The organism is Sphingobacterium sp. ML3W (genome assembly GCF_029542085.1).
Lineage (GTDB): Bacteria > Bacteroidota > Bacteroidia > Sphingobacteriales > Sphingobacteriaceae > Sphingobacterium.
In genome coordinates, this window is record NZ_CP107036.1 from 2,356,841 (window position 1) to 2,380,275 (window position 23,435).

Annotated in this window: 17 protein-coding genes; 11 read left to right on the forward strand and 6 right to left on the reverse strand. The window is 39.1% G+C overall.

From position 1 onward, the window contains the following. Nucleotides 1-112: 112 nt before the first annotated feature. Both OGI71_RS10055 and OGI71_RS10060 read right to left on the reverse strand, forming a co-directional pair. On the reverse strand, nt 113-1,021 hold the full coding sequence (locus OGI71_RS10055; protein WP_282255299.1) for an NAD(P)/FAD-dependent oxidoreductase: 909 nt from the start codon (nt 1,019-1,021) through the stop codon (nt 113-115). Nucleotides 1,022-1,168: 147 nt separating this feature from the next. Next, nucleotides 1,169-1,765 carry a class I SAM-dependent methyltransferase gene (locus OGI71_RS10060; protein ID WP_282255300.1) on the reverse strand — a complete coding sequence of 199 codons (597 nt, stop codon included), beginning with the start codon at nt 1,763-1,765 and terminating at the stop codon, nt 1,169-1,171. Nucleotides 1,766-2,035: 270 nt separating this feature from the next. On the opposite strand from OGI71_RS10060, the gene OGI71_RS10065 reads away from it, so the two are divergent. Beyond that, a complete protein-coding gene (locus tag OGI71_RS10065) occupies nt 2,036-2,698 on the forward strand; it encodes a DUF1349 domain-containing protein (protein WP_282255301.1) in 663 nt (220 codons plus the stop codon). 51 nt (nt 2,699-2,749) lie between these two features. On the opposite strand, the gene OGI71_RS10070 is transcribed toward OGI71_RS10065, so the two are convergent. The 4 genes from OGI71_RS10070 to OGI71_RS10085 all read right to left on the reverse strand — a co-directional run bounded on the left by OGI71_RS10070 (nt 2,750) and on the right by OGI71_RS10085 (nt 7,188). Further along, entirely contained in the window at nt 2,750-3,535 is a 786-nt protein-coding gene (locus tag OGI71_RS10070) for a LuxR family transcriptional regulator (RefSeq protein WP_282255302.1), read from the reverse strand. Nucleotides 3,536-3,643: 108 nt separating this feature from the next. Beyond that, entirely contained in the window at nt 3,644-6,199 is a 2,556-nt protein-coding gene (locus OGI71_RS10075) for a BamA/TamA family outer membrane protein (protein ID WP_282255303.1), read from the reverse strand. Nucleotides 6,200-6,245: 46 nt separating this feature from the next. After that, complete coding sequence (locus OGI71_RS10080) at nt 6,246-6,671, reverse strand: GNAT family N-acetyltransferase (protein WP_282255304.1); 426 nt, start codon at nt 6,669-6,671, stop codon at nt 6,246-6,248. Between the two features lie 70 nt (nt 6,672-6,741). After that, the gene (locus OGI71_RS10085; protein ID WP_282255305.1) at nt 6,742-7,188 is read right to left on the reverse strand and encodes a DinB family protein; all 447 of its coding nucleotides are present in this window, start codon (nt 7,186-7,188) and stop codon (nt 6,742-6,744) included. A 586-nt stretch (nt 7,189-7,774) separates the two neighbouring features. On the opposite strand from OGI71_RS10085, the gene OGI71_RS10090 reads away from it, so the two are divergent. The 10 genes from OGI71_RS10090 to OGI71_RS10135 all read left to right on the forward strand — a co-directional run bounded on the left by OGI71_RS10090 (nt 7,775) and on the right by OGI71_RS10135 (nt 23,434). Next, a complete protein-coding gene (locus OGI71_RS10090; RefSeq protein WP_282255307.1) occupies nt 7,775-9,076 on the forward strand; it encodes an ATP-binding protein in 1,302 nt (433 codons plus the stop codon). Nucleotides 9,077-9,180: 104 nt separating this feature from the next. Then, complete coding sequence (locus OGI71_RS10095; protein WP_120258266.1) at nt 9,181-9,780, forward strand: TetR/AcrR family transcriptional regulator; 600 nt, start codon at nt 9,181-9,183, stop codon at nt 9,778-9,780. Between the two features lie 78 nt (nt 9,781-9,858). Further along, entirely contained in the window at nt 9,859-11,055 is a 1,197-nt protein-coding gene (locus tag OGI71_RS10100) for an efflux RND transporter periplasmic adaptor subunit (protein WP_282255308.1), read from the forward strand. Nucleotides 11,056-11,074: 19 nt separating this feature from the next. After that, nucleotides 11,075-14,263: an efflux RND transporter permease subunit gene (locus OGI71_RS10105; RefSeq protein WP_282255310.1), complete on the forward strand. Its 3,189-nt coding sequence runs from the start codon at nt 11,075-11,077 to the stop codon at nt 14,261-14,263. A 24-nt stretch (nt 14,264-14,287) separates the two neighbouring features. Then, nucleotides 14,288-15,715, forward strand: coding sequence for a TolC family protein (locus tag OGI71_RS10110; protein ID WP_282255311.1), 1,428 nt, complete (start codon nt 14,288-14,290; stop codon nt 15,713-15,715). 319 nt (nt 15,716-16,034) lie between these two features. Continuing rightward, on the forward strand, nt 16,035-16,517 hold the full coding sequence (locus OGI71_RS10115) for a DUF4822 domain-containing protein (protein ID WP_282255312.1): 483 nt from the start codon (nt 16,035-16,037) through the stop codon (nt 16,515-16,517). A gap of 527 nt (nt 16,518-17,044) precedes the next feature. Continuing rightward, a complete protein-coding gene (locus tag OGI71_RS10120; protein WP_282255313.1) occupies nt 17,045-18,151 on the forward strand; it encodes a sensor histidine kinase in 1,107 nt (368 codons plus the stop codon). Next, complete coding sequence (locus tag OGI71_RS10125; protein ID WP_282255314.1) at nt 18,148-18,909, forward strand: LytTR family DNA-binding domain-containing protein; 762 nt, start codon at nt 18,148-18,150, stop codon at nt 18,907-18,909. Before OGI71_RS10120 ends, OGI71_RS10125 begins: the two co-directional genes overlap by 4 nt. A 230-nt stretch (nt 18,910-19,139) precedes the next feature. After that, a complete protein-coding gene (locus OGI71_RS10130; RefSeq protein WP_282255315.1) occupies nt 19,140-20,249 on the forward strand; it encodes an efflux RND transporter periplasmic adaptor subunit in 1,110 nt (369 codons plus the stop codon). A gap of 35 nt (nt 20,250-20,284) precedes the next feature. Next, the gene (locus OGI71_RS10135) at nt 20,285-23,434 is read left to right on the forward strand and encodes an efflux RND transporter permease subunit (RefSeq protein WP_282255316.1); all 3,150 of its coding nucleotides are present in this window, start codon (nt 20,285-20,287) and stop codon (nt 23,432-23,434) included. Nucleotide 23,435 lies beyond the last annotated feature (1 nt).

The window sequence follows — 23,435 nt, forward strand, 5'->3', positions numbered from 1 at the left end:
GGACAAGCACAATGGTTCTTAAAAAGTTCTTCAATCAGAAGCGTCTATCCACGATCGCTTCCGATTGAAGTTGAGATTAAATTTGTTGTGGCTACGATCTTGCAAGTTTATATTAGAAGTTTTCTTCAACCAATTCTTTATTGACCATTGCTCCCGCTAAATTGCCTGCTGCTACGGCACTGGAAACGGACCGCATCATACTCGTATTATCGCCGCATGCAAAAACTCCTTTAATTGTTGTTTTCTGAAAACTGTCAACGGCAATATGCCCTTGTTCAGTCAATTCACAGCCCAACGCAACAGGAATACTTGAATGCTGCCTAAAAGGGATTGCTGCATATACGGCATCAAATGCTATTGCTTTGTTGTCCTTGAAAATCACTTTTTCTACCCAGCCATTTTTGTGCTGAATTTTACTAACCTGTTCTGCTATGACAGTTACACCGTGCTTCTTCAATTTTGCAGCCTGCTCCACACTGAAATTTGCTTCTCCAGAAGTCAATATTGTCAGATCGGCGGAGAGATTGTTGACTAAAGATGCCAAATGTAAAGCCCGTTCACCATTAGCCATAATTGCTGTTTTCTTGCCCCTGAATTCATATCCATGGCAATATGGACAATGGATAACTGAAATCCCCCAACAGGCCGAAAAACCTTGGATACCTGGCATGATATCTTCTACCCCAGTCGCAAAAATCACCTTTTTTGCACTAAATAGTTCACCATTTTCAGTACTAATTTCAAAGCCGGTACTTATTTTCTTTCCACTTACAGCAAGTCCTTTCTGGAATCTCACTGTTGGATAATTTAATACCTGCTCTTTAGCTTTTTTAGCAATAACCGATGGTTTTTCGCCATCATGAGTTATAAAATTATGCGAATGCGGTGTTTGTCTATTACATGGTAGACCACTATCAATAATGAGCACCTGACGTAGTGATCTCCCCAGTGCCATTGCTGCCGAAAGTCCGGCATAACTTCCCCCAATAACGATGACATCAAAATTTTTATCGTCTTTCATCTTTATAAATTTGATTTTAAATGCTGATGATACTAGCAGATTTATGGTATGGACTTATAAGTAAGGTTTTCGTCTCCCGAACCTCTTCATTCCAGCAGGTGAATTAAATAAATCAGAATAGTTTCATCTATGATTATTTTGTTTATTCTATTTTTTACAAATGATCAGATAAAAAGGATAATTCTCTTCTACTTCCTTGATTTCAATCAATCCATATTTTTCAAATTCTGACCGAATAGACTCCAAGTCATAAAAGAACATGCTAACACCTCCAAACATTTCAAAACGATCTGTGCCTATAGTAGTCCCTTGTCTATAAATACTTGCCCGTTTTGACACAGTCGTAAAGATCATGTAACCATCGTCGGACAGCTGCTCGTAACAGTCATGTATAAATTTCGCCCGCTCCTCAGTTCCCAGAAGATGGATGAGTGCGTAACAAAATATACCACCATATTTTTTGGTATCAAATGGCATATCTACGACCGAACCATGATGTATGATCGTCTGACTTCCAACATGTTTTCGGGCGATTTCAATTGCTGTCTTGGACAATTCAATTCCCGTAACAGCTATTCCATTATCTAGAAATATATGACCATTTCGTCCATAGCCAAAGCCTGGAATAAGAATTTCCTTTATATTTTCTGCTATAAAGAGATCTTTCGCAATGTGTGCTGAATGAGCAGGACTGCCTCCCCACATCTCCCCCTTTTCTATAAAATTACGTTCCCAAAACTCCATATATGTAGGCTTTTACATTAAGTATCTGTGCTATTTTTATTGAATTCTGCTTCCGATAAGCTTGCAATGACAATAAAGATAGAACGAAGGTAAGGTTTTTTATTATTGCAACTATGTAGCAATATTGTTAAATGCAATTAAATTGCAAATAAATTACATTTAAAGACCGCTATTCATATAATGGTTATTTATCAGTATTGAAAAAGACAGCATGCCGACGATATCTTTGCCTTTAAAAAAAGAATACACCTCTTGCTAAAAAAGAATATAATGAAAAAAATAAAGACACTTTTTGCGGCTTCATTGCTTCCTTTCTTCTCCACACAGGCCTCCGCACAACAATTGGACAAGATGACCTGGTTTAACGAACCTACTGAGTGGACAGTCAGTAACAACTCCCTTTCCATGTTTGTCACACCCAAGAGCGACTACTGGCGAATATCACACTATGGATTTACCGTAGATGACGCACCTTTTCTCTACACAGAGAGAGGAGGTGAATTTGAAGTGAAGGTCAAAATTTCGGCTAAGTATAAAAATCGTTTTGATCAAGCAGGTATCATGCTGCGTATAGATCATGAAAATTATATAAAAGCGGGAATAGAATTTGTCGATGGCAAGTACAATCTGAGTACTGTCGTCACTCATCGAACCAGCGACTGGAGCATCGTACCAATAGATAAAGAAATCCCTTTTATATGGATAAAAGCAATTCGAAGATTAGATGCTGTAGAATTCTTTTATTCTTTTGATGACAAGGAGTATGTGATGATGAGAAATGCCTGGTTACAAGATAATCATCCTGTCATGGTTGGTTTGATGGGTGCATCCCCAGATGGTGATGGCTTCCAGGCTAAGTTTGAACACTTTGGGATCAAACATCTTCCAGACCAGCGTAGAACCAAATGGCTAAAAGAAAATAATTCCAATTGAGCCGCTATAGTAAAGAGTCTGTCAAAAGCTACTCTTTTGGCAGACTCTTTACTATAGCGAAGTATCATCTTGATTATACATTTTATTGTATATACTGATCGCTTCATGTGAGTTGCGCACCCGCAGTTTTTGCAGAATATTCTGTCGGTGTCGATTGACGGTATTAACGCTCAAAGCTAGCTTCTCGGCAATATCTTTACTAATCATGCCTGCTTTTATGCACCGTAAAACCTCTTTTTCCCGCACACTCATGACATCCTTCATCTCCTGTTTGTCAAGCGGAAAAACTTCGCCGCTGACCTGATTAAAAATATAGTTCTTCTTACTTTGACGATCTTCTCGATCGGGCATTAGCGTATAGCAGCATAATGCCAGTTGGGGAAATTCTTGACCGGGGGTATCCAAATAGATAATATGATGCGACATCAACATAATTTGCCCATCTTTTCCTTCTACACGGAGTACACTGTTTGCCTGATATCGAAAACGTTCTTTCGGTTCGGTTTTCTTGACCAGATCAAGAAACTGCAGTTCAAGTGCATGTTTTACAGCCAGATCTTCAGGATGTACGCTCTCTAAGAGAAAATCCTCCCATATACTGTTGATCTCCAATTTTCTTTTGGGTGAACTCAAATGTAAACGTTCAGCAATCTCGCCCATAAAGGTAAAACTCCAATTCGCTGTCAGATCGCTCAATACCACAATGCCGTTATGGATGTCGGCATATGTTTTGGCATATTGCTTATAGTATTTCAAGACAGATAGGTCTACACTTGTATTTCGCAGTCCTTTACCAGCAAGATTTTTATTTAGTGTCTTTTTTAAATCCGATCCCATAGTTAAATATTTCGCAAATGTATGGACATCCCTGAAGAACCATTTTTTTTATGTATCTACAACGTGACCGAGCTTTTCGCGACTCTTTTGTAGGGTAAACGTTTACGCTTAAAAAGAAAGACCGATCCGAATATAAGGCAAAGTTGCTTCCTTACTAAAGCCTAGCACCCCTTGAATCGTGAGAAGCTCTCCCGGCATAAAATAAATTCCTCCGCCATAGCCCATATGCCATGTATCTGAACTTTCCGCTGTCATCCAAACCCGCCCAACATCGTAAAAACCAATCGCTCCTACCGTTCCCGGAACAAGATAGGATGAATAACTGAACAGTTTCAATCGCATATCAAAATTATTATATACAGCTGTTTTCCCGGTAAAACGCCTTGAATTATATCCACGCAGACTCATCTCACCACCGATTTGTGCATGCTGATAAAAATACGGGGCTCCCCAAACCGCATCTATCCCCGTCCTATTCGCAAATGTAATGTAGTCATCAGCAATTGTTTTATAGAAACTCATCGCGTGATGTAGCTTTGTATATTTCCTTGTATCGCCGCCAATCTCAGCATTCCACCCTACTCTGGTATGGATATGAATACCTGATTTTGGATTTGCAGCATTATCACGTGTATCATAATCTATCCCCCCTGTAATTCCTGTAAAAAAATTGCTCCCATAAATAGGTTCAGAAGGAAACTTAGTATTAAACTCCTCAAAGTATTTTCCAATATTATTAGCCTCTTTACTGTTGTAATACTCAGAAGATGAACCATAAAATAATTTCAGTTTAGGATCTAGATACTTTTCGAGAAAAATGTCGCCACTTACAATATCAAATCTATTTCGATAGTAAGAAATACTCCTTGAATCCGATTTTTCAAACAAGGTGTTGTTTCCATAACCAAAAAAATTGCTCAAATTTCTAGGGCCAAGTGATGAAAGATGAATAGAAAGATCCTGATCTGCAATTAATTTCTTAAAGTGACCTTTGTAATCAAACATAAATGATTCGCGTCCTGTTAAATAACTGGCCATAAATTGGTGCCGATAAGCATAGGGTTTCTTCCTAAACCCCTGATTTTCTATCAGGTATCCTAGCCCAAAAATCAGACCGCGGTCAACACCATAATCTAGATTGACCACGACTCCTTTACGATCGTATACAAAATTATCGTACTCAAATTGGTGAATAGCAGTATCTACGCTCAATTTTAGTCGCACATTTTTATCAACCTGAATACCGGAAGCCTGTTGATTTTTAGAGTCATAAATATAAACCTTATGACCATTGTCAAATTTATCAGAAGTACGATATAGATCTTCACCTTTTCCACCGATTAAACGAAGTTTGATAGGTGATCGGCCAGATCCATGGATTTTATACTCATCCGAGCCTGAAATTCCATAGATTCTGATTTCCTCGGTTTGACTAGGTAAAAAAGTACGTTTTATTAGCTTTCGCCCCTCAGTACCATCCTTTTTCTTATTGTGTATATTGACTGATACCGAACCATCTTTATTGTAATCGATATCAACGAATTCAGATTTGGCAGATAAGGGTAAATCAACAACACGTGCAAGAAAACGGTAATAGGTTAGCCCACTCTCCATGAGATCGTCCCTTCTGGATCGAATATTTGTTTCCAGTTCATTCGCACTTAATTTTACGATAGAATCAGGCATAGTAAGCATAGCCTGATGAATCAGCGAATCGGTAAGTGTTTTCTGAACAAATTTTATTTCATCGATCCATTCGTCCTCCGTAAGGTGGGTCAGAAAAAAGTGATCAAAATGGCGTGCGTTAAAGTTCCAATGAGACACATTACGTATATGTGGGCTAAATGGTTGTAAGTGGGCCTTTAACCATTGATAGGAAAGTAAAGTTGGAAACAGACCTGATGTTTTATAATACACTTTATCCCGATCGCGCGGTACAGGCGTATAAATCTTCTTACCTTTTTCTTTTTCAGGATCCCAGCGCCAATTATCTTCATGACGATCCCAGTCTCCCAATGCAAAATCAAGTAATCTTGAACGTAAAGTTAGTTTTTGATCAATTTGCGTGTCATTATCTTCTAACACTTTCCGAATGACTTTTGCACTATTGTCCGTTTTTTCATCTTCAAAAGGTGTACGGGCCTCAAACATATAAGGCCTATTTTTAAAGACCGCCCGGTATTCACCGAATCCAGGATCATCACCCACGAAAACAAGCTCGGGAGATGAATGTGGAATACCCAAAGCTGTATTAAACGGAGGAACAGTTAATGCACCGAATGGATGGTGTATTGAAATCTGATCCTGAACGATATCTTTTGCAAATGTCTTTCGAAGACTTTCAGGAAGACTACGTTCCGGATATTTCTGAATGGATCTTAACACCCATTCTCTCCCTGAGGGATCGGCCATCCGAAGCGATTGGGTTTGCATCCCCCCGCCCAGTTTGACTATATGAAGCCCGCCCTTTTCGGTTTTAAGATCCATTATACGCATTTTTACGGGCGTATTATATAATTTACGATAGCTGTCGCCCAACCAGAACCGATGAATCACGCCTACCCGGTCATACTCAGGGGCGATGACGGTTGTTATGCTGTCAACTTGTTGAGCATATGAGCTCAAAGCACAGCAGCACGTAATCAATGTTAGGAATCCTCTCATATTTCTTAAGTCGGTCGTCAGGAAAAATATGGCTAAAGTTCACATTTTAAAGCATGGAATCAAAAACTTTCTGCTCCTTTTTTAGTTTAAAACCCATCTGCTCATAAAATTTGTGACTTTCTGTCCGAAGGATGCTACATCTTACGCGCAAACGAAAATATCCTATGTTCTTTGCCCACTGAGCAGCTTCCTGTATCAGTAATTTACCCAAGCCTTTTCTCTGCACAACATGATCAACGACCAGTCCTGTTATTTCTACATAGCTCCCTGTCTCGATACTCATGGTCCGTTGTAATTGCATCCACCCAACAACCTTGTCATCAATCGTACCAACAAGTATATGATATTCACGATGGCATAATAATATTCTCAACAGGTCTTTCAACTTTTCTGCCTCATTGGGATACCCCAACTGTTCGGTCAAATCTGCAATTTCTTTATAGTCAGTGATCCTGGCTTCCCTTATCTCCATTCCATTATTTTTTTATATTAAATTTATTTATTAAAAAAGCCCAGTTCCAATACAAATAACAGCATCAAAATTATACATCCAATAGACGACGATGATAATTGATCTGCCCGAGATGGTAGGTTAAATGTGTGGTTAAATGCACCAACAAATATTCCGTTGTTGTCTTCTCCTCAAACACTAATATGGGGTATATCGCGGCAAGGTCATCCTGATTAAGCTTATCCAAAGCCAGATCAACGACGCTGATAGTATTGTCTATACTATCTAAAAGTACTGATTTTGGAGTATCCCGCAGGGTAAACTCAGCCTCCCTATTTCTAATATAGCCTGTTTTTCCGATCTCCGCTCCAATATACGTCTGTAAATTGCCAATTAAATGTAAACATAAATTTCCCGCTGAATTCGCAATACCATGATCAACAATCCAGATATTCTCCTCTTGTCCATAAGATGCAATTTCTGTTTTCAATCTATTCAGATCTCTATAAAAAAGACTTTTCAATGTTTTTACAAGCATAATCTAATTTTTAGTATAATACCACTAGCATTTCTTAATCAAAACTAACGCTTTCACAATATTAATTGGTTCTTTATGTGAAGAAGAAAAAGAAAAAATTGCCTCAACCGACTGTAATTTTGAAAAGATGGATCTAAACCTCTCGAAAAGTACATCCATTAAATATTCATAAGATATCGTATTTTTACTTGTACTAATAAAGTAATCAATGCTTATGTTTCCAAAATTTCCAAGAACGACCTGGATAATCTTCTTTATATTAACAGTCACTATCACCCTGCTATTTTCGAAATGTGGAAGTCCCTCGGATGGTAATGATACCCTTGGTTTCCCCTTTCCCTTTTATACCTATTTAGGCGGAAAGCGTTACCCAGAACCACCGGACAGAACATATTTTAACGGCATATACCTTCTTTTGAACCTGATCATCTATTTTGGGATCGCCTGTCTATTAAATTACTTAATAAAAAAAAACAAAAAAATAAAAGATTAAAGAAAGTAACGCGATCGGTACAAACTAAACTCCACATAATTGAGAAACGAAGTTCTCACCGCTTAAATTTACATTGCTAGAATTGCTGTCATTATGAAAAAAAACACGCAGATAACCAACCTGAGTATAGAATCCGCTGGTTTACCTAAAGATCCAAAACTGGTCATTGCTGAATATATATGGAACGGCTTTGACGCAAGAGCTACCGAAGTCGATATTGCAATTGATAGCAACGAACTCGGTTATATAAACAGTATCAGCATCAGCGATAATGGAGAGGGAATCGTTTTCGATACACTACCCTACTCATTTGGTAATTTTCTCGATTCAGTAAAGAAAAATAGCATCAAGCGAAGCTCCTATACAAGAGGAAAGAAAGGAAAAGGTAGATTTTCCTTTTCACTATTTGCGACAAGAGCGATCTGGAATACAATTGTAAAAGAAGAAGGAGTTTTAAAATCATACCACATCCAAATTGATAGGGACAGCAAAGAACAATATGACGTTAGCGAAAGTATTCTGGTAGAAAATCAGCAAACTGGAACCCGAGTGAGATTGGAGGGGGTTTTCGGGCTAAATTCATCCCATTTGGAATCCCAAGAATTTATAGATTTCATGGCGCAGGAATTTGGTTGGTTTCTATACCTTAACCGCGATTTAGGTTATACAATACGAATTAATGGAGTACAATTGATATATGATCATCTGATTCAAGAAACGGATCTTCTATCTTGGACTTTATATAGTCCTGAAGGTAATTCCTCCTATACTTTTCAGGTCAATTACATTCGTTGGAACCAACAGATCGGAGACCGCTATTACTATTATTTGCGCAATAGCGAAAAAAGAGAAGTGGCAAAAGTACTCAGTAGCTTTAACAATAATGCAATAGATTTCCATCACTCGGTATATGTAACATCCAATTTTTTTGACACTTTTGAACTGGAAGATATCAGCATCTCCACAGACATAAATCTCTTCACTGGCAAAGACAAACAAGTTGTCTACCGTAATCTACTTGCTGAATTACGCGATTTTCTAGATCGTAAGCAGAAAAAATACATTCGTGAAAACGCTGTTGCTGTCAAACTCAGTGAATTGGAAAAGAAAGGATTTCTACCCCATTATGATCAAACAGAAAAAGACAGGAAAAGAAAAGAAACACTGCTCGCATTGGTTCAGGAAATCTATATCATAGATCCGCGCATCTTCTTTGGAGTCAAAACCGACCTGATCCGTACCTATTTAGGTTTCCTGGATCTCCTACTACAAACAGAGAAAAGTGCAGAGATCCTACCCATACTCGAAAAGGCAATTTCCTTATCTGACAAAGAGAGTAGCCGGATAAAACAGATACTAATACTTCCCAATAATCTCGATACAGCAGCCATTTAAGCGCATTTGAGGGATATTTTTATTTAATGACTTTTATATGTCATTAAATAAAATAAAAAGTTTGAATTTTGCTTAACACTGTTAAATCATTTATGCATTAAAGCATGGGTAGTAAAGAACGCATACAACGTATCAAAGATGAGAATAGAACTAATATTCTCGACGCCGCTCTTCAAATCGTGAAAGAAGAGGGATGGCAGGCATTGAGCATGCGTAAAATCGCGGATATCATTGAGTATACCGCACCCATGATTTATGAGTATTTCGCAAATAAAGATGCAATTTTAAATGAGCTCGCTAACCAAGGTTATCTCTTACTTGCCAAAAAAGTCAGACAAGCCAAATCAACTCAAACCGACTTGGAGAAACAATTGGAAGCGATGTGGTTCAGTTATTGGGATTTTGCATTCGAGGAGCGCGAATTGTACCAACTCATGTTTGGCGTTGGAACAGCCTGCTGTGGGTTTGAAAAGACTTATAAGTGTGCGGAATCTCATGGTAGAATGATCAGTGATGTGATTCGTGAGATCATGAAGGATAAAAACCCATCGGAAGATTTGATCTGTAGAAAATATTTTACATACTGGTCAATTATACATGGGCTAATATCAATCAACTTAGTTAACCAGGGTAATGGTGAAAATACCAACCAAGAGGTTCTAAAAGATGCAATCTACGGTATCACCCGCTCGCTTACTGACTAAATTTTTTTACACCAGAAAATACAACGTTAAAAAATCTAACACCGTTAAATACACCACAACTTCAATTTTTAATATCACATGAAAACAAATGTATCACCAAGTCTTAAGAAGATTTACATTCCAGCACTTAACAGTGTTAAACGAATTAATATCGTAAAGACCGCATATGTGCTTAGTGCAATCTTTTTATACAGCTGTTCAACAGGAACCAGCAAACCTATTGATCCTCCTCCTGTTAGCCTACCTGTTGTTGCCATCGAAAATGGTAACGAGACAGTTTATCAGGAATATCCAGCAACAATAGAAGCTTCGGCGAATATCGAGATCAGACCTCAGGTTGAGGGGATTTTGGAGCAGATCTTTGTCGATGAGGGTGCGAAAGTCAGTAAAGGACAGGCGCTTTTTAAAATTAATGACCGGCCATATCAAGAGCAATTGAATCAGGCCAAAGCCAATTTATTAGCTGCAAAAGCTGCGTTGGAAAACGCCGAGCTGGAAGTTGAGAAAAAAACAAAATTAGTCAATACCAAAGTATTGACTGACTTTCAATTAAAGACAGCGATCAGTGCGCGTAATGCCGCTAAAGCGAATGTTCAATTGGCAGCATCTGCTGTGGAAACTGCTAAAATCAATGTAGGTTATACACTGATCCGTGCTTCGGCAGAGGGGTATATCGGGAGACTACAACGGAAACAAGGAAGTTTAGTAGGGCCAGCAGATCCGCAACCTTTAACTGCACTGTCAAATGTCAGAGATCTTCACGTCTATTTCTCATTGGGAGAAAATGATTTTATTGCTTTCAAAAATAATACGGAAGGCAATAATCTTCAACAAAAATTGAACAACCTCCCGCCGATCAGTTTAGTGCTTTCCGATCAGACAATCTATGATCAAAAAGGAAAAATAGATATGGTGGATGGTCAGTTTGACAAAAACACAGGCGCGATTACCTTACGCGCGACATTCAGTAATCCTGAAGGAGTTTTGCGTAATGGAAATACCGGCCGTGTCAGACTCCAAAAGAAATACGATCAGGCTTTATTGGTACCACAACTTGCGACACTTGAAATGCAGGACAAGATCTTTGTTTATACAGTTGGCAAGGAAAACAAAGTCGTTCAACAACCTATCACTGTCATTGGAAAAAGTGGTTCAAACTATCTCGTAAGCAAGGGTGTCAGTGCCGGAGATCGCATTGTTTACAAGGGTATTGATTTACTTCAAGATGGTCAAAAAATAACACCACAAGCTTTATCAAAAGACAGCATCAATTAATATTATAAACGACAAACTTATGCTTAAGAAATTTATAGAAAGGCCTGTACTTGCCACTGTCATTTCCATATTACTTGTAATATTGGGGGTGATCGGTATCCTAAAGCTGCCCTTACAGCAGTTTCCCGATATTGCCCCACCAGCAGTACAGGTAACAGCATTATATCCTGGCGCAAATGCCGAAACGGTACTTCGTGCCGTGGCCCCCTCTTTGGAGGAATCCATCAATGGTGTCGAAAACATGAGCTATATGAGCTCTACCGCCAGTAACGACGGTTCATTGATGATTACGGTATATTTTAAACTAGGCACTGATCCGGATCAAGCTGCTGTCAATGTGCAGAATCGTGTTGCACAGGCCACCAGCCAACTTCCTTCCGAAGTTGTTCAGGCCGGAATTACAACAGCCAAGCAACAAAATAGCTTGATCATGGTATTGGATCTATATACTGAGGATGAAGGTAAATATGACCAAACGTTTATTACCAACTACGCACAGATCAATATTATTCCGGAGCTGAAACGTATCCCCGGAGTGGGACAAGCATCGGTTTTTGGCGGTAGTAAAGATTACTCCATGCGTGTATGGCTTAATCCAAACCAAATGGCTGCTTACAAACTGACTCCTGAGGAGGTAACGGCAGCTATTCAGGATAAAAACGTAGAAGCCGCTCCCGGAAAATTTGGAGAAAGTAGCCGTGAAGCTTTTGAATTTGTCATTAAGTATAAAGGTAAACTTAATCAGCCGAGCGATTATGAAAATATCATTATCCGCTCAAACACAGACGGTTCTGTATTAAAACTGAAAGATGTAGCTCGTGTTGAGTTAGGATCTTATACTTATGCCAGTAAGACCCGCATCAATGGAAAAGCTGGTCTCAACATCGGTGTAATGCAATTAGCGGGATCCAATGCAAATGAAATTCAGATTGCCATACAGGAGTTTATGAAAAAAGCTTCGTTAAGCTTTCCAAAAGGTGTAAAATATCTCGTTTTATATAACACTAAAGATGCGCTCGACCAATCCATTGATCAAGTTAAACACACGTTGATCGAAGCATTTATTCTGGTCTTTTTAGTTGTTTTCCTATTTCTTCAGGATTTTAGATCAACACTGATACCGGCCATTGCTGTACCAGTGGCAATTGTGGGAACATTTTTCTTTATGCAGCTTTTTGGCTTCTCCATCAATCTATTGACCTTATTTGCGCTTGTACTGGCAATCGGTATCGTCGTGGATGATGCGATCGTGGTGGTCGAGGCCGTACACGCCAAAATGGAGCATAATAATCTCCCACCCAAATTAGCAACGACCTCTGCCATGAGTGAGATCACGGGAGCCATTATCTCCATTACCCTTGTCATGTCTGCGGTCTTCCTCCCTATTGGTTTTATGGAAGGTTCGACAGGAGTTTTCTATCGACAATTTGCCTTTACATTGGCCATAGCAATTGTGATTTCGGCGATCAATGCACTGACATTAAGTCCGGCGCTCTGTGCCCTATTTTTAAAACCTACGCACCATAACCACGACGAGACCAAGAAACTTAATTTCAAAGAACGTTTCTTCACAGGATTCAATGTTGGTTTTGACCGCCTGACCAAAAACTATTTAGGCAGCTTACGTTTTCTGGTCCGTTACAAATGGGTAGCTTTTGCAGGCTTAGGTATCACCTTGTTGTTGACAATTTTTATGATTCGTCGTACACCAACAGGATTTATCCCTTCCGAAGACCAAGGTTTTATTGCTATATCATTTTCTATGCCAGCCGGTGCCTCTTTGGATCGGACTTCGGAAGCATTAGCTGAAGCTGAAAAGCAACTTCAACATGCTGACTTCACCAAGACACTAAACGTTTTGGCTGGTTTTAATATTTTAACGCAATCAACCAGTCCATCAGCAGGTGTAGCATTTATTTTGCTGAAACCACATGAAGAACGTGGCAGTATCAAGGACATCAACGCTATTATGGCCGATGTGAACCAACGTTTAGCAAGTATCAAGGGCGCCAACTTCTTCGTGTTTACCTTCCCTACAGTCCCTGGATTTAGTAACGTGGATGGTCTCGATATGGTTCTTCAAGATCGGACAGGTGGACAACTTGGTAAATTCAGCACAATAGGTCAAGGGTTCATAGGAGAACTCATGAAGCGTCCTGAAATCATGATGGCCTTTACAACCTTCAAAGCCGACTACCCGCAGTACGAGCTACAAGTGGATGACATCAAAGCCGAACAACTTGGTGTAAGTACCAAAAGTATCTTACAAACCATGCAAGCTTATTTTGGTAGTGCGCAGGCGTCAGATTTTAATCGATTCGGAAAGTACTATCGTGTTATGGTCCAAGCGGATGCAAAAGATCGTAGCGAACCAACTTCTATGGACGGAATCTTTGTTAAAAACAGATTAGGCGACATGGTACCGATCAATACATTGGTTAAATTAGAGCGTGTCTATGGTCCCGAAACGGCTTCACGTTACAATCTATTCAATTCGATCGGAATAAATGCAATCCCAAAACCTGGCTATAGCTCAGGAGATGCAATCCGGGCCGTGGAAGAAGTGGCCAAACAGCATTTGCCAACTGGATTCACCTATGAATTTTCGGGTATGACGAAAGAAGAAATTGTCTCCGGAGGTCAGTCTACGCTTATTTTTATTCTCTGTTTGATCTTCGTTTACTTCCTTCTCGCGGCACAATATGAGAGCTACATTATCCCATTAGCCGTTATACTCTCTATTCCAACAGGTATATTTGGTGTCTTTGCAGCAATTAGCCTCACCGATACTGCCAATAATATTTACGTTCAGGTAGCGTTAGTCATGTTGATCGGGTTACTGGCGAAGAATGCTATTTTAATTGTCGAATTTGCCATTCAAGGTCGAAAACAAGGGCTTTCGATACCAAGCGCTGCGCTTAAAGCAGCACGCTTACGTCTGAGACCTATTATCATGACATCATTGGCTTTCATTGTAGGTATGATTCCTATGATGAGCGCAGTGGGTCCCTCGGCACAAGGTAATCACTCGATCAGTATTGCAGCAGCAGGAGGAATGCTTAGTGGGGTTGTGTTAGGGCTTTTTATCATTCCCATCCTATTTATCGTATTCCAGTTTATACAAGAGAAAGTAAGTGGCGCGCCAAAAGAAAAACAACTGGAGAATGAGCACATTTCTTTGGAAATTCCTGTGCATACAAATAATTAACAAACAATGACAACATCGAAATATATGAATAGAAAAGTAAAACTACTGACGGTTTTCATTTTATCCTTTGTCGCGTGGTCTTGTAAAACAGACAAACTGGTTAGCAATAAACATCTTGCACCCACTCTGCCTGAACAATATCGTGATCAGGGAAAAGCAGCACAGGAAAACAATATTGGTTCTATTCCATGGCGTGATTTCTTTAAGGATCGCGTCTTACAAAGCTTGATCGACAGCGCAATACAACATAACCTGGACATGCAATTGGCGCTGAAAAATATAGAGTCATCTCAACTGAGCTTGAAGCAGGCAAAAGCGGGCTATCTTCCCACAGCACAGTTGCAGGTCAGAGGAAATAGTACCAACCCATCCAATAATAGCATGAACGGATTGAGCTTGAATCAATTTTTAAAACAGCATCACGTTGAAGACTATACAGCATCTATTGGTTTATCCTGGGAGGCTGATTTATGGGGAAAAATCAAGAATCAAAATGTGGCAGCCTTGGCTTCTTACCTGCAAACTGAAGAAGCAAAAAAAGTGATACAAACCCAATTGATTGCCCAAGTGGCGCAAGGTTATTATCAACTTTTGATGCTCTATCAATTACGGGATATCGCACAACAAAATTTACAGCTGAGCGATACCACGCTCCGTATTGTCAAACAACAATATGAAGTTGGTGATATTACCTTGCTTGCTTTGGAGCAAGTGGATGCGCAACGTTTATCCGCTGCTGCGCTTATCCCTGATTTTGAACAACAGATTCATCTTCAAGAAAATGCGATCCAAATTCTCAGTGGTAAACTCCCCGCAGAAATCAAAACACAGGAACAATTGGTCAACGTTCGTTTTCCTGAAGATCTTGCAACAGGAATACCAGCAGATTTATTAAGCCATCGCCCTGATGTTAAACAAGCGGAGCTTGCTGTTACCGCTTCTCAGGCCTATCAAAAATCTGCTAAAGCAAGAATGTACCCTTCGCTGGTCATTAGTGCTGAGGCAGGTGTCAATGCATTTAAAGCAAGTAATTGGTTTAATCTGCCTGCATCTTTATTTGGTGCAATCACAGGGAGTATTACACAGCCTATTTTTCAGCGTAGAGAGCTGAAAACGCAATATGAGCTCGCCCGCATAGAACAAGAGAAGAATGTTATGATTTTCAAGCAAAAAGTCATATCAGCTGCTGGAGAAGTTTCCGATGCCCTGATTTCAATCCAAAAATTGAAGGAAAAACAACAGATTACGTTGGATAGAACTACTCGTTTAAAAGAGGCTACAAAACATGCCAACCTTCTCTTTGAAACTGGTATGGCAACTTATCTGGAAGTAATCACCGCTCAAAGCAATATATTACAGAGCGAACTTGAGCTGGCTCAAGTGAAGAAAGCGGAACTTTCGGCTGTAGTAGATCTTTATCGCTCCTTGGGTGGTGGATGGAGCAATAACTAATTTTAAAGATTTGCAATTTTTCTAATTTTATATCACATATCTGGGAGACAGGGGACCGCGAGGGTCTCCTGTCTTATTTTATAGCAACAACCTTCAACAATGCCCCCCCCCCGCTCATTGGATTCTTCCTACTCCTACTCCTACTCCTACTCTTAGCCAGCCCCCTTTAAGCATCAAAACAATAAAATAGGCGCCCTTTTTAAAAAATCATGTCTGTCACTATAGTCATTGTTATAAATCCTTCAAACCTTGGAATAAAAGGAACAAATACAGCAGCCATAATGCGATTACTTTTGTGAAACAATAAATTTAATAGACTATGAGAGATTTAAAAAAGGTTGCATTGGTATGTTGTATTGCCATTTGTACTTTACTGGTTATGAGCTGCAGTAAGGATGATGAAGTTACACCAGAGCCTCAGCTCACCCCGAGCGAAGTATTGGCTAGTACCGCTTGGGAAACAACAAGCGCCAAAAATAACAAAGGTGAAAATGTGGTATTGACAGATGCCAATGTCTCAAATTTTGTAGGTTTTGCCTACTTCAAATCCGATGGTACCTTTACCATGTTCAATCTTGACGACTCTCCCAAAATGCGTGGAGACTGGTCTGTTTCAGCAGATGGTAAAACACGGACTATCGTTGCCAAAAATGCAGCAGGAGAAACACTTTTCACACGTGTAGTTGATATAACGGTATTAACAAAAAACGAATTTACATACCGGATCTATCCAAACAACGACAATAAAACCGTTTATTTCGATATTATCCATACACCTACAACACACAAAGAGCCGAAATAACTAACTGGCACTATTGAATTATATAGAGGCATAATCTCCTCTTAAACCTTAAGGATTGACAAAATGAAACGTTGTCAATCCTTATCTTTTTTAGTGAAACGCTCAACACTTTTTTTAGATTATTTCAATATCAATTGAGAAAATCATTAAATTCTTAGATAACGTAATAACCGAAAACTCTAATATTGAGATTATAGACAATGTCCACATACATTTTCATTTACAGGCGAAATAATCCTGACACAATTTAAATGAAATAGCATTGCCCTAAAATACATTAATTTTGATAGCAGTCAGTTTAAGAAAAATAATGGATTAAATACCTTTATTTTGATTGCAAAACAGAAGAGAATTCCTTATATTATAATTAAGGACAGAGATCAGAAGATTTAAGCAATATACGACTGGGGTATACCAAAGTGATATTTCAGCTTGCTCTTTGTACGTTTCAGAATAAATTTGTGATTCAATCCTTAAACGAATTGCGAAATTTGTAGTGATTTAATAGCTATATACAAGTAAAACGAATGCAGGATAAGACTATCTATAAAAATGAGAAAAATCTAATCAGTACAAACAAGAAAAGGTTATTATTTACCCTACTGTCATTTTTTCTCATCTATCTTGTTGCCTATATTATAGACCCATTTTCTAGTTGCTGGAATGGCTATTTTCAGCGAAATATGTTTGAAATATTGGGAGAATGGACCTTTACCATTATTTACAGTTTCCTTATTTCAGAGTTCAGTATTATTGTCCACAATAAATTGGATCGTATTTTAACATGGAAAGACAATCCAACAGAAAGGCTTCTGATTGAAACCGTTATTAACCTCATCGTGGTTCTCCTCATCAATTTATTACTGGTTTACATCATTTCCCGTTATTATTATGAGCTACAAAACCTCACGATTGCAACATCCTTAGAAGAAAAAAGAGGTGCCATACAGAACATCTCCATCAGTGTTATGATCGCTTTAATGATTATGGGGATTAACATTGGGATTCATCTGATCAACAACTGGAAGAATGAATCTATACGCGCCGCCAAACTGGGGCAGGTTATTCTCGAAACAGAACTTCAATCGCTGAAGCTACAGATTGACCCGCATTTCGTTTTCAACAATTTGAGCGTACTATCCGAAATAATTTTAGAAGATCAGCAACTGGGCTATGAATATGCTGAAAATTTCTCTAAAATATATCGTTACCTGTTGGTGAATTCAAAAAAAGATGTTATTTCTCTTGAAGAAGAACTTAATTTCCTGGACTCCTATATATTCCTGATAAAGAACCGATTTGGAGAGGGAGTTCATTTTGAAATAAATGTAGATCCTGCAAAATCCAATTATCAACTACCACCACTCACCCTACAGCTTTTGGTTGAAAATGCACTAAAGCACAATCAAACTAATAAAAAACGTTCGTTAAAAATTAAGGTATACACCAATGCGCAGAACCAATTAGTTGTCGAAAATATCTTAATACCAATAGAAAATGTATCGGAGTCATCTGGAATAGGTATTTCGAATATCATTAAAAGATATGATCTATTGTCGCATCTGCAACCAGAGATATTGAACAATGGTAAGACATTCAAAGTTAATCTACCTCTTATAGAACAAAACTCATGAGTATAACCAACGTATTGATTATTGAAGATGAAAAACTTAATGCTGATCGTCTAAAACGACTATTGAAGGAAATAAAGCCTTCCATACAGATACTGGATGTCTTGGATACTATTACGGACAGTATCACTTGGTTTCAAAGTAATGAATCTCCGGATTTGGTCATGATGGATATCCGTCTTTCTGATGGTCTAAGTTTCGAAATCCTGGAAAGTATAAAAATTGACTGCCCTATTATCTTTACGACAGCGTTTGATGAATATGCCGTCCGAGCCTTTAAATTCAACAGTATAGATTATCTCCTGAAACCTGTAGAAAAAAAAGAATTAGAAAATGCATTGGTCAAATTAGACAGTCTACAGCTTCAACAGATGAGTCAGGCTCCGATCCAGGGCTTATTGGATTTTATCTATCCCAAAGATTTCAGAACCCGGTTTCTCCTTCCCTACAAAGATGGTTATAAAACAATACTGGTTGAAGACATTCAATATTTTTACTCAGAGTTTAAGTTAACACATGCCAAGCTGAAATGTGGTACCGTCGAAATTGTACCACAAACCTTAGAAGAGCTGGAGCAACAATTAAATCCCAAAGTTTTTTTCCGTGCCAATCGACAATTTATAGTACATATAGATGCAATAAAGAGATTACATAACCATTTTAATGGCAAACTTAAAATCGAAATCAAACATAGCGAAGATGTCGAAATCCTTGTCAGTCGGGAAAAAGCCCAGCTCCTAAAAAACTGGTTGGATTATTAGTAAACAGTGGTTCTTATCTCGAAATTTTTGTGCACAATCAACGAAGTGCAGTCAGGTGTTTAAGTAGCATCTTTCTAAGAAAAACGACAAAAAAGAACTGTTTTGATTAAATAACATCAAAATTCAGCGCATTATAGCTACGTTTCAGTAAGCAATTGTTACGTCTCGGTAGATTTCCTTATTATATCCCTTAAAAGAATTCTTTCTTTTGCATTAAATAAAATGATAAAATGGCACTAAGAACGATGACTTTAAAACCTATCCTTACATTTATTACAGCAGCTACACTATTATCGTCCTGTGGAGGCAGCCAAGAACAACCGCAAGAGCAGGCAGTTACTGTTGACTTTATCGAATTATCCCCCGCACAAGCGGAGACGGAAAAAAAATACCCCGGTACGTTGGAGGGCGCCGTCAATGTTGATGTAAAAGCTCAGGTAACAGGTTATTTGGAGCAAATCTATGTCAAAGAAGGGGATTATGTCACTAAAGGCCAAGCCCTTTTCAAAATAAAAGGCGATGTATACAATGAACAGGTAAATAATAGCAGAGCAGCCTATCAAGCGGCACTATCTGCGGAACAAAATGCGAAACTGGAAATTGAAAAAATCAAACCACTCGTAGAAGGTAAAGTGTATACTGACCTTCAGCTTAAAACTGCAGAAGCGAATTATGCTGCGGCAAAAGCACAGGTTGCTCAAGCACAAGCCGCATTAGGCTCCTCACAGATCAATGCAAGATTTACATTAATCAATGCACCTGTAAGTGGCTACATTGGACGGATTCCCAATCGTGTTGGAAATCTGATCACCGCAGCTGACGCGATGCCATTAACAACATTGTCTGAAATCAATACCGTGAACGTTTATTTTTCGTTGAGTGAGGCTGATTTTATCGCCTTTATGAAGGATCATAATACGAAATCAAGCAATCAACAAGCAACATTGATTCTCGCTGACGGTACAGTCTATAATCACCCTGGAAAAGTAGAAATGGCTAGTGGTAATATCGATAGGACGACTGGTAGCATGACACTAAAAGCAATTTTCACCAACCCAGATAAGATACTTCGTTCTGGCGGTTCTGCCAAAGTTGTCTTAAAAAAGGCTCATGATAACGTATTGTTAGTTCCTATGGCAGCTGTTAAAGACATTCAGGATCGCTATTTTGTCTATGTTATTGGAGACAAAAACAAAATTGCCATGAAGCAGATCGAAATTGCCGGAAATACGGCCAATGATTATCTACTCAAATCAGGTCTGACAGCGGGCGAAAAAATCGTAATGAATAGAATTGATATGCTTAATGACGGAATGCAGGTTCAACCTACTAAAAAATAAAAGCCTGTATTAGATTTATCTAAAATTAAAATAAAATGCTGAAGAAATTTATTGACAGGCCAGTTTTGGCAACTGTTATATCTATCATATTTGTCATACTCGGGATAATTGGTCTTTTAAGGCTACCTCAGACACGGTTTCCCGATATCGCTCCACCTACAGTCCAAGTCACGGGAAGTTATCCCGGTGGTAATAGTGAGACCGTATTACGGTCAGTTGTTACGCCGCTGGAGGAGCAGATCAATGGCGTTGAGGACATGGAATACATTACCTCAACTGCAAGTAACGATGGTACATTCTCTGTACGTATTGTCTTTAAGGCTGGTGTAAATCCAGATCAAGCAGCTGTAAACGTGCAGAACAGGGTGCAACAGGCAACACCAATCCTGCCACAGGAAGTTGTGCGCATGGGATTGACAACTTCTAAACAACAGAATAGTATGATCATGATTTTTAATATCTATACTGTAGATAATAAAAAATATGACGAACTATTCCTACAGAACTATGTAAATATCAACTTGATTCCACAGATCAAACGTGTTCCGGGTGTAGGTCAAGCTATGGTATTTGGTTCGAAAGATTACTCTATGCGTGTTTGGTTGAATCCTCAGAAAATGGCGAGTTATGGTCTTGTACCCCAAGAAGTCATCGCTGCAATTTCCAAGCAGAGTCTGGAGTCCGCACCAGGAAAACTAGGTGAAGAATCAAAGGCTCCATTGGAATATGTGATTCGATATAAAGGGAAAAAGAATCTTCCGGAACAGTATGAAAACATTATTGTTAAAAATAATGATGTTCAGATCGTCAGGCTGAAAGATGTTGCCCGGATAGAATTCGGTTCGATAAGTTATAGCGGTAATTCGCAAAACAATGGTTTAAATACTGTTACTATTGGTATTTTCCAGACTTCTGGTTCCAATGCTAACGAAATTGAAATAGGTATCGATAAACAGATCGAAATAGCGCAACGCTCATTTCCTCCTGGAATCAAGATATTTAAACTGATCAGTACCAAAGAGCGCCTGGATGAAAGTACCGCTCAAGTGCGTTCAACATTAATTGAAGCGTTCATTTTGGTCTTTTTGGTCGTTTTCTTATTCTTGCAGGATATCCGATCGACCATTATTCCGGCGATCGCGGTACCGGTAGCCATCGTAGGTACATTCTTTTTCTTACTGGTGTTTGGGTTTACCATCAATATATTAACCCTTTTCGCCTTGGTATTGGCCATTGGTATTGTGGTCGATGATGCTATTGTCGTCGTCGAAGCCGTCCATGGTAAGATGGAAACATCGACCATGACCGGTAATGAGGCCACACACAGCGCCATGAGTGAAATAACCGGTGCGGTTATCTCGATTACCTTGGTCATGTGTGCAGTGTTTATTCCTATCGGTTTTATGACTGGTTCATCGGGAATGTTTTACAAACAATTTGCCTATACACTAGTTATCGCCATTGTGATTTCAGCGATCAATGCATTGACGTTGACGCCAGCTCTGTGTGCCTTGTTACTGAAAAACACACATGCCGAAAATCATGATGGGCAAACTCAAAAAACAGGCTTCTCACAACGGTTTTTCAAAGCCTTTAATGCTGGTTTTGAAAACATGACAAATAGATACGTTGGCTCGCTGAAATTTCTTGTTAAGAAAAAATGGTTAGCAGCTTTATTAATTATTGCTACAATAGGGGCTGCGGGATATCTCATGACCAGTACGTCAAAAAGCTTTGTCCCTATGGAAGACGATAACTTTGTCGTGTACAGTTTGGAGATGCCTCCGGGTACCGGTCTCGATCGGACAACAAAAGCTGTAGGAAAAATAGAGAAACTATTGGCTGACTTACCTTCTATTGAAAGCCACACGAGTATCACTGGTTTCAATATGATTGGTAACAACTCCAGTGCGGCTTACGCAACAGGTTTCATCCGTCTAAAAGATAAGAAGAAACGTGGCGAAATGAATGATATTGATCAGATTCATCAGGTGATTTCTCAAAAGCTAACTACTGTTAAAGAAGGCAATGCAATGGCTTTCCGCTCCCCTCCTGTTGATGGCTATGGTATGATGAACGGTGCCGAACTTGTACTACAAGACAGAGCGGGAAAATCTCCAGTAGAGCTTAAGGCAATGTCCGATTCTGTTATTGCGAAGATTATGCAACAACCAGGTGTACAATTTGCCTACACCATGTTTAGAGCAGATTATCCACAAATGGAATTGGAAGTTGACGAAGATAAAGCGGCTCAGCTTGGTGTAGATGTCAGTGAAATGCTTTCGTCTGTTCAGACCTATTTTGCTGGTGACCAATCATTGAATTTCAATCGCTTTGGTAAATTCTATCGTATTGCTGTAAAAGCAGACGGAATTTTTAGAACGGATAAGGACGCTTTCAATGAAATATTTGTCAAGAACAACAAAGGAGAAATGCTACCGGTAAATACATTGGTAACACTTCGCAAAGTCTATGGGCCAGAGTCCGTGACACGTTACAACTTGTACAACTCGCTTACCATTAACGTCGTCAGTAACCCAGGTATCAGTAATGGTGCTATTATGGAAACACTGGAGAAAAATGTGCTGAACAAATTACCAGGAGACTATAGTTACGAATGGACAGGACTAAGTTTGGAAGAAAAATCTTCCGGCAATCAGACGATGATCATTTTGACATTGAGCTTATTGTTCGTCTACTTCTTACTTTCCGCACAGTATGAAAGTTACCTATTGCCGCTGGCAGTACTGTTATCGATCCCAACAGGGATCATAGGATCGTTCTTAGGAACACGTGCTATCGGTCTTGACAATAACATATACGTTCAAGTCGGATTGATTATGTTGATTGGTCTTTTGGCGAAGAATGCGATCTTGATTGTTGAATTTGCATTGCAGCGTAGACGGGCGGGATCTTCACTTATTGATTCTGCACTAGAAGGTGCCAAAGCGCGTCTTCGCCCAATTTTAATGACTTCACTAGCCTTTATAGCGGGTATGATCCCACTGATGTTTGCTACTGGAGGAACAGCAACAGGTAATCACTCTATTAGTACTGGAGCAGCTATGGGTATGTTAAGTGGTGTGATCCTTGGTGTGATCGTTATACCGTTATTGTATCTGGTATTTCAATATTTACAGGAGAAGGTTTCAAGTAAAAAACTCGTGGACAAGACAAACGATTAAA

Bases quoted from the DNA above. Each gene is read 5' to 3' on its own strand.
- OGI71_RS10070 (WP_282255302.1), bottom strand. From the start codon at position 3,535: ATGGGATCGGATTTAAAAAAGACACTAAATAAAAATCTTGCTGGTAAA.
- OGI71_RS10110 (WP_282255311.1), top strand. From the start codon at position 14,288: ATGAATAGAAAAGTAAAACTACTGACGGTTTTCATTTTATCCTTTGTC.
- OGI71_RS10075 (WP_282255303.1), bottom strand. From the start codon at position 6,199: ATGAGAGGATTCCTAACATTGATTACGTGCTGCTGTGCTTTGAGCTCA.
- OGI71_RS10115 (WP_282255312.1), top strand. From the start codon at position 16,035: ATGAGAGATTTAAAAAAGGTTGCATTGGTATGTTGTATTGCCATTTGT.
- OGI71_RS10135 (WP_282255316.1), top strand. From the start codon at position 20,285: ATGCTGAAGAAATTTATTGACAGGCCAGTTTTGGCAACTGTTATATCT.
- OGI71_RS10130 (WP_282255315.1), top strand. From the start codon at position 19,140: ATGGCACTAAGAACGATGACTTTAAAACCTATCCTTACATTTATTACA.
- OGI71_RS10090 (WP_282255307.1), top strand. From the start codon at position 7,775: ATGAAAAAAAACACGCAGATAACCAACCTGAGTATAGAATCCGCTGGT.
- OGI71_RS10125 (WP_282255314.1), top strand. From the start codon at position 18,148: ATGAGTATAACCAACGTATTGATTATTGAAGATGAAAAACTTAATGCT.
- OGI71_RS10065 (WP_282255301.1), top strand. From the start codon at position 2,036: ATGAAAAAAATAAAGACACTTTTTGCGGCTTCATTGCTTCCTTTCTTC.
- OGI71_RS10120 (WP_282255313.1), top strand. From the start codon at position 17,045: ATGCAGGATAAGACTATCTATAAAAATGAGAAAAATCTAATCAGTACA.
- OGI71_RS10100 (WP_282255308.1), top strand. From the start codon at position 9,859: ATGAAAACAAATGTATCACCAAGTCTTAAGAAGATTTACATTCCAGCA.
- OGI71_RS10085 (WP_282255305.1), bottom strand. From the start codon at position 7,188: ATGCTTGTAAAAACATTGAAAAGTCTTTTTTATAGAGATCTGAATAGA.
- OGI71_RS10080 (WP_282255304.1), bottom strand. From the start codon at position 6,671: ATGGAGATAAGGGAAGCCAGGATCACTGACTATAAAGAAATTGCAGAT.
- OGI71_RS10095 (WP_120258266.1), top strand. From the start codon at position 9,181: ATGGGTAGTAAAGAACGCATACAACGTATCAAAGATGAGAATAGAACT.
- OGI71_RS10060 (WP_282255300.1), bottom strand. From the start codon at position 1,765: ATGGAGTTTTGGGAACGTAATTTTATAGAAAAGGGGGAGATGTGGGGA.
- OGI71_RS10055 (WP_282255299.1), bottom strand. From the start codon at position 1,021: ATGAAAGACGATAAAAATTTTGATGTCATCGTTATTGGGGGAAGTTAT.
- OGI71_RS10105 (WP_282255310.1), top strand. From the start codon at position 11,075: ATGCTTAAGAAATTTATAGAAAGGCCTGTACTTGCCACTGTCATTTCC.